Consider the following 13,111-nt stretch of genomic DNA (forward strand, 5'->3'; position numbering starts at 1 on the left):
GGTTGCCGACATGGTGATGTCATGGCCTGGGAGCGCGCATGTCCGGCAGGAGCTCCGGTGCTAGGGTGTCTGCCACCCCAAGTATTGCCTCGCCGAAGACGGCTTGCCGCTGGTGGCGCGTCTGTGGCGGGGCTGGCGCCGATGTCGCGCGTGCAGGGATGAGCGGCGACTACATCTGCCGGAACAGATGCGCGCAGCTCTCCGCCACCAGCAGCATCTCGCTGCCATGCTTGAGTTTGATCTGCATGCGCCCACGGAAGTCCCGGCTCACGCTCGCGATGGCATTCACGTTGACCAGCGTGGAGCGGTGGATCTGCCAGAACTGCTGCGCGTCCAGCTCGTCGATGAGTTCCTTCAGCGGCTTGCGGATCAGTGCCTCGCCGTCCTTCAGCGCCAGCCGCGTGTACTTGTTGTCGCTCTGGAAGAACATCACCTCGTCGACCGTGATGAGGCGCAGCGTCTGGCCCACCGAGGCATTGATCCAGCGTAGCGGCGCGCGCGCCGCCGAGGGCGCGGCGGCTGCGGGTCGGGAGCCCAACTGGTCCAGCACGCCGCCCAGCGCGGCCGGGGCCTGCCCCAGCCGCGCCTTCAGCCGCGAGATGGCCGTGAACAGCCGCGCGCCAGCCAGCGGCTTGAGCAGGTAGTCCACCGCGCCCTGGTCGAAGGCGGCGATGGCGTACTGGTCGTAGGCAGTCACGAAGACGATATGGGCGCGGCCGCCCACCTGGCGGGCCACGTCGATGCCGGTGGCGCCGGGCATCTCGATGTCCAGGAACAGGATGTCGGGCTGGTGCCGGTCCAGCAGGCGCAGGGCTTCCAGGCCGTCGGCGGCCTCGCCGACGATGCTGAGCTCGGGCCAGAGCCTGCCGAGCTGCTCGACCAGTTCACCGCGCAGCGCGGCCTCGTCTTCGGCGACCACCGCAGTGGGGGCAATCAGGCTCATGTCAGCGGCTCCGGGCTGCCCGGAGGCGCTGACGCGCCCCCCGGTGGGGCAATGGGCAAGGCGAGCAGGGAAACGTGATCATGGCAGTTCCAGCGTGAATTCGGTGCGGCCGTCGCCGCTGTGGCAGGCGAGCTTCGCGTCCAGCACGTCCAGGCGCTCGCGCAGCGCTGCGAGATCGGCGTCCTCGTTGCACAGGCCTTCCTGGTCGAAGCCCAGCGTGATGCGGCCGTCGGCCTTGAGCCAGCAGCGCTGCGCCTCGCCCAGCCGTACGGCGCGCTGCACCAGCGGCAGCAGCAGCATGGGCGGCAGCGGCGTGGCGCCACGCGCGCCCAGCGCGCACTCGAAGGCGGGCGGCGTACCGCCGAGGTCGCGCAGCAGGTCGAGGTAGCTGGCGATCAGCTCGGCCTCGCTGCCCAGCGTCGCACCGGCGTCACGCAACCGCGGCAGCGCCACGCGCAGATGGCGGATCAGGCGCTCCAGCCGCGCGCTGGCGCCCGGATCCTGACGGCCATAGGCCTGCTCGACGGCGACCAGCGCGTCGAACAGCAACGCTGGATCGACCTGGGCCTGCAGCGCGGCCAGGCGGGCCGCCAGCGCATGGCGGCGCAGTTGGCTGTGCTCGCGCAGCAGATCCTGGGCGGCCTGGTCCTGGCGGCGGCGCAGGTTGCGGAACTCCAGCATGCCGACGAGCATCAGCGCCGGCATGAAGATCCACAGCGTGTCGCCGATGACGGCGGTCGGGCGGAACATCGTGCAGCGCGGCTTGCCATGTGCCTGGGCGTAGAGGTCGCAAAGCGACGGCCAGGGCAGGGCGGCGGCCAGCGGGTAGATGACGGCCATGGCCAGGGCCGAGCCGACCAGCGTGGCAGCCACCAGGCGCCACCGCCGCCGTGGGTGGGTCGGGCTGCTGCGCGTGGCCGGCAGCCAGCACAGCAGCAGCACGGCGCAGCTGACCAGCGGCAGGCTCAGTTGACGGGCCAGCACCTGGGGTAGTTGGTTGCCTGCGCGCAGCTCCAGCAGCGAGGTCAGGTCGATGGCGCCGAACAGCAGCGCCGCACTGACGAAGACCAGGGCCTCGCTCGCGCGCAGCGAGCGCCAGGACCGCAGCACATGGTGCAGGAAGTTCATGCCAGAGCCTCGGCCGGCAGGCGCACGCGCGCGACGACGCCATGCGGCTGGGCGGCCTCCAGCTCCAGCGCGGCCGCGTCGCCGAAGCGGGCCGCCAGCCGTGCCCGCGTGTTGGCGAGGCCCACGCCGGCGCCGCCGCTGGCCGAACCGAAGCCCTGGCCGTTGTCTGCCACCTCGACGGTGAGGCCGCCGCCTGCTGCATGGCCGGCGCGGATCTCGATGTGCCCGCCTTCGGGCAGCGGCGACAGGCCGTGCTTGATCGCGTTCTCCACCAGCGTCGGCAGCACCAGCGTGGGCAGGCGGGCCTCCAGCAGCTCGGGCGGCGCGGCGATGTCGAAGGACAGGCGCTCGCCCATGCGCATCTGCAGGATGGCGAGGTAGTGGCGCACCAGCTCCAGCTCGTCGGCCAGCGTGGACTCGTGGCGGCGCATGCCGGGCAGGGCGGCGCGCAGGTAGGCGATCAGCGCCACCAGCATGTCGCGGCCGCGCTCCGGCTGGGTCTCGTACAGGCGCTTGACGTTGGCCAGCGTGTTGAACAGGAAATGCGGCTCGATCTGCGCGTTCAGCGCCGACAGCTGGGCCTCGGTCTGCTGGGTCTTGAGCGCCTCGCGCTCGCGGAACAGCCGGGTCAGCTCGTCGCGGCCGGCGCGCTGGGCGCGACTGACCAGCAGCAGCGCGTAGGCCATGCCGCCCAGCAAGGCCCACAGCGCGATGGTGGAGACCATCCAGCCGGGCTTGAGCTTCAGGCCGGGGTCGTCCATGGCCGCCACCACGTAGCGCAACAGTGTGCCGAGCGCCGCGCCCAGCCCCACGGCACCGGCCCGCACCGTCAGCGCGGCGGGCAGCCGCCAGCGCCGCCCGGCCAGCAAGGCCTCGGTCAGGGCCACCATCACGAGCAGCGATACGCCGGTGAGCAGGCATTGGCGGCTGAAGCGGACCAGATCGAACAGCGCGTCGCGCAGGCCGCCGTCGCCCTCGCCGTACCAGGTCAACGCGCGCGAGATGGCGTAGAGCAGGCAGAAGTAGTAGACGCCCGCCAGCATGCGCAGATTGCAGACGCGGCGAAAGGCTTGCAGCGGGCTGAGGTCCTCCATCCCGGGCATTCTCGGCGGGCCGCCGTCCGCAGGGGCGGGATGCGACGAAGCGGGCCTAGGCCGCGCTGGCCGCGGCAATCAGCGCCTTGAGTTCGCGTTCCGAGGCCGCCGGGTCCCCCAGGTTGACCTCGATGAGGCGGCGCAGATGGGTGATGGATTCGAGGTCGATGCTGCGGCACAGCACGCCGGCCAGGGAGCCCTCGACATGGGCCAGCTCGCCAGCCATCGCGATGACCGGGGCGTCCGGCGCGCCGCTGGCCAGCGGCAGCTTGACGAGGCAGGGCATGCCGATCTGGGGCGTCGTGCCCTCTGGCAGCTGCAGCAGCGCACCCTTGAGCGAGATGTCTAGAACTTGGCAGCCCAGATGCTCCTGGGTGGTGATCAGTTCGGCGCCGGAGGCGAAGGCGACACGGGCGAATTGGCGGCGTTCGGTGCTGATGATGGTCTCCGGCGGGCTGACCGGGCGGTCGGCCCTATCCTAGACGAAGGGTTCCAGCTCGGCGCCGCTGCTGAACACGGTGCTGTGCTCGACGGCCTGCTGCAGCCGCTCGGGCGCCAGCGAGGCCAGGCCCATGGCCTCCAGCATGAACCAGGAGGCGCGCAGGAACGCGATGGTCTCCTCGCGCGTGCCGTCGGGGCTGACCGGTGTGCCGTCCCAGTCGCGCTCGGGAGCCGCGCGCGGCGCGACGACGGCCGGCCGGTGCGCGCGGGCCACGCGGGCCAGCAGCTCGCGCGTGTCCACCGTGGCGCTGGGCGCGTCGATGAGGCGCACCAGGTCGCCCAGCTGCTGCTCGGCCGCGGCCGCCAGCAGCCGCGCGGCCTGGTCGGCGCCGCCAGCGAGATACAGGCCGGCCGCGAGGTCGACGTATTCGAGGGCGGCCGACAGCCGCTGCAGGTCAGGATTCGACATGGCGGCCAAGTCTAGGTTGTGTACAGGGGCAACGGGCGGCCAAACTTCACGCTGCATTGTTTATGCTGGCCCCACAAGGAGTGACCATCATGCTTGATCGCCGCCACCACCTGCAGCAGCTCGCTGCCCTCGCCGCCGCTGCCTCCCTGCCCGCCCTCGCGGCGGACGACAAGGAGAGCACCTACGACGAGGAATCCATCCTCAAGGCCGCCACCGACTTCTTCGGCCAGACCACCGAAGGCCTGGCCAAGGTCGTCGAGAAGGCCTTCAAGGAGCAGGGGCGTCCCAATGCCTATGTGAAGGGCGAGGAGGCGTCGGCCGCCATCACCGTGGGCCTGCGCTACGGCGAGGGCGAGTTGCTGATGAAGGGCGGCGGTGCGTCCAAGGTCTACTGGGCCGGCCCGTCCATAGGTTTCGACCTGGGCGCCAACGCGTCCAAGGTCTTCACGCTGGTCTATCACCTGCCCAAGCCCAGTGCCATCTACCAGCGCTTCCCCGGCGTGGACGGCAGCCTTTACTACATCGGCGGCGCGGGCATCAACTACCAGCGTCTCAAGGGGATCACGCTGGCACCCATCCGCCTGGGCGTGGGCCTGCGCGCGGGCGCGAGCGTGGGCTACATCCACTACCGCCGCGAGAAGAGCATCAATCCCTTCTGATGCCCCGTGGGGCCGCCGCAGCGCCCGGTGTCTGCGTTCCGTCAAGGCGGGCCGCCAGACCGGCTGGCAGGTTCACCTTGCGCCGTGAGAAAGGCGTAGACTGTGGATTCATCCAGTATTTGGGGGCCATCTTGAGTACAACCGCGGACCTGCCCCTGCAGGACATCTCCAGTGAAGTCCTGATCGAGAAGTACGCCAAGGGCGGCGAGCTGCACGCCGACGAGCTGCGCGAGCGCGTCGCCCATGCCCTGGCCCAGGCCGAGAAGCCGGCCGAGCGGGCGCGCTGGGCGGCGGCCTTTCTCGTCGCGCAGCAGTGTGGCTTCGTGCCTGCCGGCCGCATCATGTCGGCCGCCGGCACCGAGCTGTCGGCCACGCTGATCAACTGCTTCGTGCAGCCGGTGGGCGACTCCATCGCGACGCCCGAGGACGGCGTGCCCGGCATCTACACCGCCTTGACCGAGGCCGCCGAGACCATGCGCCGCGGTGGCGGCGTGGGCTACGACTTCAGCCGCATCCGCCCGGCCGGCGCCTGGGTGGGCTCCACGCGCAGCCATGCCTCAGGTCCGATCAGCTACATGCGCGTGTTCGACCGCAGCTGCGAGACGGTGGAGAGCGCCGGCAGCCGCCGTGGCGCGCAGATGGGCGTGCTGCGCTGCGACCACCCCGACATCGAGGCCTTCATCCATGCCAAGGACGAGGGCGACCTGCGCAACTTCAACATCTCCATCGGCGTGACCGACGCCTTCATGGAGGCTGTGCAGGCGGACGGCATGGTCGAGCTGGCGCATCGCGCCAAGCCCAGCGCCGAGCAGATCGCGGCCGGTGCCTACCAGCGCGGCGATGGCCAGTGGGTCTACCGCAAGGTGCGCGCCCGCTCGCTGTGGGACCAGGTCATGCGTTCCACCTACGACCATGCCGAGCCGGGCGTGCTGTTCCTGGACCGCATCAACGCCGACAACAACCTGCATTACTGCGAGACCATCGCGGCGACCAATCCCTGCGTGACGGCCGACACCTGGACGATGACCGGCGAAGGTCCGCGCCAGGTCAAGGCGCTGATCGGCCGGCCCTTCCTTGCCGTCGTCGACGGCAAGGCCTACGCCACAGAATCACAGGGCTTCTTTGCCACGGGCGTGAAGCCCGTGCTGCGATTGACCACCCGGGAAGGCCATGCGCTGCGCCTGACCGGTGACCACCCCGTGCGCCGCGTGACGCGCAAGACGCGCTTTTGCGTCGAGGCTGAATGGGTGCCGGCCACGGACCTTGAGCCGGGCGATGAGTTGATGCTGCACGACCACCGTGCCCTGCACGGATGGGAAGGCCCGCATAGCGAGGCCGAAGGCTATCTGCTGGGCCTGCTGATCGGTAGCGGCACGCTGACGGCCGACAGGGCCGTGTTGTCTGTCCGGGCGCCCGAGTTCAAGGCTGTCGGCAGCGACGTGAGCCACCGCCCGGCGAGTGTCGAGAGCATCATGCGGGCGGCCGAGGAGGCCGTGCACGCAGCCATCGTCAGCCGCGCGGACTCCCAGGGCTGGCAGCGGCCCGGGGCGGGCGCTGGCGAGTTCAGGCTCGCCTCCACCGGGCTGCGCGACCTGGCGCAGCAGATGGGCGCGGTACCGGGCGAAAGGCACATTACGCCGGCCATGGAGGCCACGTCCTCCGACTTCCATCGCGGCCTGCTGCGTGGCATTTTTGATGCCTACGGCTCGGTGCATGGCCATGAGAAGGGCTTCAGCGTGCGCCTGACCCAGGCCGACCCAGAGCAACTGCAAGCCGTGCAGCGCATGCTGCTGAGGCTGGGCATTGCGTCGACCCTCTATCGCGAGCGCAGGGCCGCGGGAGCGCAGCATCTGTCCGACGGCCGTGGCGGCGAGCGCTGCTACCACGAGCGCCGCGCGGTGCATGAGCTGGTCATCAGCGGCGACAACCTGCGCCGCTATGCCGAGCAGGTGGGCTTCGAGGACAGCGCCAAGCAATCGCGGCTGGACGAGCTGTTGGCAAACTGCCGACGCGAGTCGGACCGGGAGCGCTTCACGGCGACGGTCGAGGCTATCGAGCCAGCCGGAGTTGAAGAGGTCTACGACGTCACCGTCGAGCATGTCCATGCCTTCGACGCGAACGGCCTGTATGTTCACAACTGCGCTGAGCAGCCACTTCCGCCCTATGGCTGCTGCTGCCTCGGCTCCATCGACCTGACGCGTTTCGTGCGCGCCCCTTTCTCGCCCGAGCCCACGTTCGACGAGGCCGGCTTCGCCGAGGTCGTGGCCGTGGCCACGCGCATGCTGGACAACGTGCTGGACGTGACGCCCTGGCCGCTGCCGGCGCAAGCCGCAGAGGCCGCGAACAAGCGCCGCGTGGGCCTGGGCTTCACGGGCCTGGGCGATGCCCTCGTCATGCTCAACCTGCGCTACGACACGCAGGACGCGCGCGACATGGCCGGCCGCATCAGCGAGGTCATGCGCGACGCGGCCTATGCGGCAAGCAGCGACCTGGCCGCGGAGCGCGGCAGCTTCCCCCTCTTCAATGCCGACCTCTACCTGTCCGGCGGCAGCTTCGCATCGCGACTGCCGCCTGGGCTGAAGGACAAGATCCGCAGCCAGGGCCTGCGCAACTCCCACCTGCTGTCCATCGCGCCCACCGGCACCATCAGTCTGGCCTTTGCCGACAATGCGTCAAACGGCATCGAGCCGGCGTTCTCGTGGACTTACACGCGCAAGAAGCGCCTGCCGCAGACCGAAGGCGGCGGCTTCAAGGAATACCAGGTCGAGGACCATGCCTGGCGCCTTTATCGCCACCTGTTCGGCACCGACGCACCTCTGTCCGACGCCTTTGTCACCGCGCTGGAGCTGAGCGCGGCCGACCATGCCGCCATGGTCGCGGCCGTCGCGCCCTACATCGACACGTCGATCAGCAAGACCGTCAATGTGCCGGCCGACTATCCCTACGAGGACTTCCAGGACCTCTACGTCCAGGCCTGGCAGAGCAAGCTCAAGGGGCTGGCCACGTACAGGCCCAACAGCGTGCTGGGCTCGGTGCTCAGCGTGGCGCCGGAGGTCAAGCAGCCCGAGCCGCTGCGGGCCGACATGGCGGGCGCCAACCAGCGCCTGCGTGTGGAACGTCTGCCCAACGCCGTGGTCGCCTCGCTGCGCTGGCCCAGCCGCCCCGAGATGCCCGGCGGCAATCCGGCCTGGAGCTATCTGATCCAGCATCCGCACGGCGACTTCGCGCTGTTCATCGGCGAGCTGCCGCTGGACGGCCCCGACGGCGGCCTGTTTGGCCGCAACCTGCCGTTCGAGGTCTGGGTCAATGGCGCCGAGCAGCCGCGTGGCCTCGCGGCACTGGCCAAGACCTTGTCCACCGACCTGCGCACCAATGATGCTGCCTGGCTGCGCCTCAAGCTCGACGCGTTGGCCACCGTGGCCGAGGAGCGCGCCTTCGAGATGCCGATGCCGCCCGGCGGCGAGAAGCGCCTGTTCCCCGGCGTCGTCGCCGCGACGGCGGCCGTCATCCGCTGGCGCTGCGAGCAGCTCGGCGCTTTGGGCGAGGGTGGCCCCACGCCGGTCGTGGACGCGATGTTCAGCCGCAACGAGCCGCGCACCGGCACCTCCGGCACGCTGGCCTGGGCCGTGGATGTGGACAACCCGGCGACGAACGAGCAGTTCACGCTGACGCTGAAGGAGGTCGTGCTGCCCACGCCGGACGGCGGCAGCGTCACCCGCCCCTGCGCGATGGGCTTCTCCGGCAACTACCCCAAGGCGCTGGACGGCCTGGCCCGCCTGCTGAGCCTGGACATGCGCGTGATGGACCCGGGCTGGATCGCGATGAAGCTGCGCAAGCTGCTCAACGTCGGCGAGCCGCTGGGCCACTTCATGGCGCCGGTACCGTCGCTGAACGGCGAACGCCGCCAGCAGGTCTGGCCGTCGACCGTGGCCTATGTCGCGCGGCTCGTCATCCACCGCTACGCGATGCTGGGCATCCTCGACGAGGCCGGCCAGCCGCTGACCGACATGGGCCTGCTGCAGACGCCGGCCCCAAAGCTCGCCGCCGCGGCCGGCACGCTGCAGGTCCAGGCCGGCAAGCCCTGCCCGGAGTGCGGCAACGCGACCATGATCCACAAGGATGGCTGCGATTTCTGCACTGCGTGCGGGTATGTCGGGCAGTGCGGGTGACCTTCTTGGTCCAGTTGCGCGACTACCGAAGCATATGTGGGGGCGCTCATAACGTGCGAACAGGAGCACATAAGCTGCAACTGCAGAACTGGCGCCCGACGAGGATCAACGTTGGAGAGGATATTGCGTGATCGGGGCTGGCAGTTAAAGCTGTTCGCAAGCCGCCGGTCCGGCTCGACAAGGCCTTTCGAGTTCTGCTGAGCCATGAACTGGCCCAGTCGCACCCCCGAGCGATAAGGCGGCTCGCGAAAGATCTGCCGACTGTCCCGTCGTTGGAGGACGCACACGCCACGCTGCAGATCGGTTCCGCGACAAGACGATCCGCGAGCGGCGCGAAGAGACCTTGGCTCGCAAGGCCAAGGGCGAATAGTCGAGTGCTTTCCCCCGCGATCGGCTTTTCAGAACCACGAGTTGCGGACGCGCCGGGTCTGCCGTACCACCCGGTGGACGGCACGAGAGTCAGTCTCCGGAGTCATGGTGAACTACTGCACAACCCTCTGTCAAAGGCAGCCGGTCAGTGGCGTCCTGGCACTCAAGCTGCGCGGAGTGACTGAGCAAGGACAACAGCAACATGGGTCAACCGCGGGAAACGCAGTTCGACGCCGACGGTCCAGGCGACATCAAACGGAAGTGCCTCGCTGAGGCAGGGCTGAATCTGTATTCCGATGGGCCGGTGATGTTCCGCCCGTCGGACATCTACCGACTCGGCAAGGATCCCGGTTTCCGGGAGGCGCTGCGGGGCTCCAACATCTACCTCATCTGCCGGCGCCACCGGATTTCCGTCGATCCAGTCACGCTGAAGGTGAAGGGCGGCGACCTCTACGGCGACTTCCTGGTCCATGGCGAGGGCTACCAGGAGTGGCAGCGTGAGCCGTTCATCTTGACGCCGTCGCAGCTTGGCCGCACAAGCCCGCCGGCCCCTTTCCAGGCAGTGCGTCCCGACGGTGGGGCTGACGCGACAGCATTGGTGATGGCCGACTCAAGGGCTTCCATCTCAACGGGGTGTTCTTCAAACCGGCGGCAGCCCACGGCCCCGAACCAGCCCGCCACCACATCAGTACTTCGGCCCATCCGTGATGAATGGCCCGCCTTGATACAAGGCTGACTGGTCGGCCGGGTCAGGCCGGGCTGCAGTCGGCGGGAACAGATGGCTGTACTCGCGCGAGCTGTCGACCGGCGCGTATCCCAGGTGCGCGGCCTCACGGTTGTCCCACCAGGAGGCGGCGTTGTCCGAAGTCCCGAACGCGATCGTGTGGTCGACGCGCGGCGTGAACAGGCTGCAGCGCACCAGTTCAATCAGATCGCGGTAGCTCAGATAGGTCGTCATCATGCGGGCCGTCTTGGGCTGCGGATGGCTGGAGCCGATGCGCAGGCAGACGGTTTCGATGCCGAAACGATCAAAGTAGTAGCGCGATAGCGCCTCGCCGAAGCACTTCGACACGCCGTAAAAACCATCCGGACGAAGCGGCATGGAGGCATCGACCCGTTCGGTGGTGCGGTAGAAACCGACCGTGTGGCTGGAGCTGGCATAGATGACCCGCTTGACACCGGCCTGATGGACGCTCGCATACAAGTTGTACACGCCCAGGATGTTGGCCTGCATGATCGGCTCGAAGCGATCGTCCGTGGAGATGCCGCCGAAATGCAGCACGGCATCCACCCCCTCGACCAGGGCGCGCACGGCGGCGCCGTCGGCGAGGTCGCATTGCATGACCTCCTCGCCCTCACGCGCCGGGCCCAGGTCAGCGATGTCGCTGACCCTGAGGATCTCCGTCCAGGGTTTGATGGCATCGCGCAGCACCCTGCCGACGCCGCCGGCAGCGCCCGTCAGCAGCAGGCGTTGAAATGGTTTGGAAGTCATCTGTCTTCTCGTGTCTGGGCGTGCGGTCTTCAGCGAACCATGCAAGGGCGCTTGTTGTTGAAGGTCCAGCCGGGAATCAAGTACTGCATCGCGACGGCGTCGTCGCGAGCACCCAGGCCCATGGAGCAGTACACCTGGTGCGCCTGTTCCAGTTGGTCGAGGTCGATCTCGATGCCCAGACCCGGCTTGTCTGGCACGGTCACCTGGCCGTTCTTGATCTGAAGCGGCTCCTTGGTCAGACGCTGGCCGTCTTGCCAGATCCAGTGCGTGTCGATGGCCGTGACCTTTCCCGGCGCAGCCGCGCCAACGTGGGTGAACATGGCCAGCGAGATGTCGAAATGGTTGTTGGAATGCGAGCCCCAGGTCAGGCCAAACATCTGGCACAGCTGGGCCACACGGACCGAGCCCTGCATGGTCCAGAAATGCGGGTCGGCCAAGGGGATGTCGACCGACTGCAGCTGGATCGAATGGGCCATCTGGCGCCAGTCCGTCGCCACCATGTTGGTGGCCGTCAGCAGGCCGGTTGCGCGGCGGAATTCGGCCATCACCTCGCGGCCGGAGAAGCCGTTCTCTGCGCCACAGGGGTCTTCCGCGTAGGCCAGCACCTCGTGCTTGTCACGGCAGACGCGGATCGCCTCCTCCAGTGACCAGCAACCATTCGGATCGAGCGTGATGCGTGCTTGCGGAAAGCGCTCGTGCAACGCCGTGACCGCTTCCATTTCTGCGTCCGGCGACAGGACGCCGCCCTTGAGCTTGAAGTCATTGAAGCCGTAACGCGAATGTGCAGCCTCGGCCAGACGGACCACAGCTTCCGGGCCCAAGGCGGCCCTGTTGCGCAGGCGGTACCAGGCATCGGCGCTGTCCCCTTCATCGCGATAGGGCAAGGCCGTACGGTGGCGATCGCCGATGAAGAACAGATAGCCCAGCATGTCGACCTTGTCGCGCTGCTGACCCTCGCCCAGCAGGGCGGCCACCGGAACACCGAGATATTGCCCGAGCAAGTCGAGCAAGGCCGACTCGATCGCGGTGACCGCATGGATGGTGACGCGTAGATCAAAGGTTTGCAGCCCGCGCTCGCCGCTATCACGGTCGGTGAAAGCCTCGCGCATGCGGTTCAAGATCCGATTCCAGGCCCCGATCGGCTGGCCGATCAGCAGGGGCCGCGCGTCCTCGAGCACCTGCCGGATCTTCTCCCCACCGGGTACCTCGCCCAAGCCGGTGTTCCCGGCGCTGTCCTTGACGAGCACCACATTGCGGGTGAACAGCGGGCCGTGGGCTCCGCTGAGGTTCAGCAGCATGCTGTCCTGGCCGGCCACCGGGACCACGCGCAATTCTGTGATCAGTGGGCTGGCATTCCGCGCGCTCGTTACGGACGTATCGATCATGGGTAGTCTCTGGAGGTGTTCTATGGATATCCCCGTGTCTTCGGTCATCGAGTGACGAGCCACGGGCGGAAGGGAGGTCAGGCTCGAAACGGCGTCTCTGGCATGCCTTGCACGCCGGGATCCAGGGTGATGACGGCGCCGGCCCACAAGTCGTCGTCACGTCGGTTTGCAGCGATCGAGGTCACCAGCAGCACGTCGCGGTCGAGGCCGCCAAAGGCGCACATGGAGGGTTTGGCCATCGGCACGGACAGGCTGCGATCCAGCTTGCCCTGCGGCGTGAAGCGCAGCACAGCCCCACCATCATTGGCACATGTCCAGTAACAGCCATCGACGTCCATCGCCGCGCCATCCGGACGTCCCGGCCCATGCATGCGCATGTCGGCGAAGATGCGCGCATTGCTGGGTACGCCGTCATCGGGATCGAAGTCGTATTCCCAGATCAGGCGCCGTCTTGGATGGGAATCCGACAGATACATGGTTCGCCCATCCGGCGACCAGGCAAGGCCGTTCTGGACGATGAGGTTGTCCACGAAAGGCGTCAGCGTGTCCTGGGCACCGCTGTAACGGTACAAGCGGCCGACCGCCAGCTCCGCGGCCATGTCCGTGAACATGGAGCCGCACCAGAATCGCCCTTGACGGTCGCAGCGTCCATCGTTGAAGCGCATCGGGCTGCGGGCGTGATTGACGGGCACCAGCCGGGTCACCTCCGCCTGCTCGCCGGTGCCCAGCGCCAGGCGGAAGATGCCGCTCTGCATGCCGGCAATCATGCCGCCGTCGGCCGCCAGCGTGATACAGGCCACCATCTCCGGCGCATGCCAGCAGCGCAGCGCGCCGCCGGCCGGTTGATGGCGCCAGATGGCGCGGCCCTCGATGTCAACCCAGTACCAAGCCTGTTCAGCCTCCGACCACAAGGGGCTTTCGCCAACCTCGCACACGAGCGAGCCGATGCGCTGGAACTCCAT

The 13,111-nt window shown here is 68.3% G+C and carries 11 protein-coding genes; 3 read left to right on the forward strand and 8 right to left on the reverse strand.

The window, feature by feature from the left end; all coding sequences use genetic code 11:
• Positions 1 to 169: 169 nt before the first annotated feature.
• The 5 genes from JOY88_RS19540 to JOY88_RS19560 form a co-directional block, all read right to left on the reverse strand.
• Complete coding sequence (locus JOY88_RS19540; protein ID WP_293504313.1) at positions 170 to 943, reverse strand: LytR/AlgR family response regulator transcription factor; 774 nt, start codon at positions 941 to 943, stop codon at positions 170 to 172.
• A gap of 78 nt (positions 944 to 1,021) precedes the next feature.
• Entirely contained in the window at positions 1,022 to 2,071 is a 1,050-nt protein-coding gene (locus JOY88_RS19545) for a histidine kinase (RefSeq protein ID WP_293504314.1), read from the reverse strand.
• Entirely contained in the window at positions 2,068 to 3,165 is a 1,098-nt protein-coding gene (locus tag JOY88_RS19550) for a sensor histidine kinase (protein WP_293504315.1), read from the reverse strand. The genes JOY88_RS19545 and JOY88_RS19550 overlap by 4 nt, the downstream gene beginning before the upstream one ends.
• 55 nt (positions 3,166 to 3,220) lie before the next feature.
• Positions 3,221 to 3,607 carry a PilZ domain-containing protein gene (locus JOY88_RS19555; protein ID WP_367269825.1) on the reverse strand — a complete coding sequence of 129 codons (387 nt, stop codon included), beginning with the start codon at positions 3,605 to 3,607 and terminating at the stop codon, positions 3,221 to 3,223.
• A 36-nt stretch (positions 3,608 to 3,643) separates the two neighbouring features.
• The gene (locus JOY88_RS19560; protein WP_293504316.1) at positions 3,644 to 4,075 is read right to left on the reverse strand and encodes a hypothetical protein; all 432 of its coding nucleotides are present in this window, start codon (positions 4,073 to 4,075) and stop codon (positions 3,644 to 3,646) included.
• Positions 4,076 to 4,164: 89 nt separating this feature from the next.
• On the opposite strand from JOY88_RS19560, the gene JOY88_RS19565 reads away from it, so the two are divergent.
• From JOY88_RS19565 to JOY88_RS19575, 3 genes are all read left to right on the forward strand, one after another.
• Positions 4,165 to 4,734 carry a DUF1134 domain-containing protein gene (locus JOY88_RS19565; protein ID WP_293504317.1) on the forward strand — a complete coding sequence of 190 codons (570 nt, stop codon included), beginning with the start codon at positions 4,165 to 4,167 and terminating at the stop codon, positions 4,732 to 4,734.
• 131 nt (positions 4,735 to 4,865) lie between these two features.
• Positions 4,866 to 8,903, forward strand: a complete 4,038-nt coding sequence (locus JOY88_RS19570; protein ID WP_293504318.1) for a ribonucleotide reductase barrel domain-containing protein — start codon at positions 4,866 to 4,868, stop codon at positions 8,901 to 8,903.
• Positions 8,904 to 9,474: 571 nt separating this feature from the next.
• On the forward strand, positions 9,475 to 10,008 hold the full coding sequence (locus tag JOY88_RS19575) for a hypothetical protein (protein WP_293504319.1): 534 nt from the start codon (positions 9,475 to 9,477) through the stop codon (positions 10,006 to 10,008).
• Here the strand turns inward: JOY88_RS19575 and JOY88_RS19580 are convergent.
• The 3 genes from JOY88_RS19580 to JOY88_RS19590 all read right to left on the reverse strand — a co-directional run bounded on the left by JOY88_RS19580 (position 9,958) and on the right by JOY88_RS19590 (position 13,111).
• Entirely contained in the window at positions 9,958 to 10,764 is an 807-nt protein-coding gene (locus tag JOY88_RS19580) for an NAD-dependent epimerase/dehydratase family protein (protein WP_293504320.1), read from the reverse strand. The genes JOY88_RS19575 and JOY88_RS19580 overlap by 51 nt on opposite strands.
• A gap of 29 nt (positions 10,765 to 10,793) precedes the next feature.
• Positions 10,794 to 12,149 carry a glucarate dehydratase gene (gudD, locus tag JOY88_RS19585; protein ID WP_293504321.1) on the reverse strand — a complete coding sequence of 452 codons (1,356 nt, stop codon included), beginning with the start codon at positions 12,147 to 12,149 and terminating at the stop codon, positions 10,794 to 10,796.
• Positions 12,150 to 12,226: 77 nt separating this feature from the next.
• A complete protein-coding gene (locus tag JOY88_RS19590) occupies positions 12,227 to 13,111 on the reverse strand; it encodes an SMP-30/gluconolactonase/LRE family protein (protein ID WP_293504322.1) in 885 nt (294 codons plus the stop codon).

The organism is Roseateles sp. (genome assembly GCF_019237615.1).
In the GTDB taxonomy this organism is placed as follows: domain Bacteria; phylum Pseudomonadota; class Gammaproteobacteria; order Burkholderiales; family Burkholderiaceae_C; genus Pelomonas.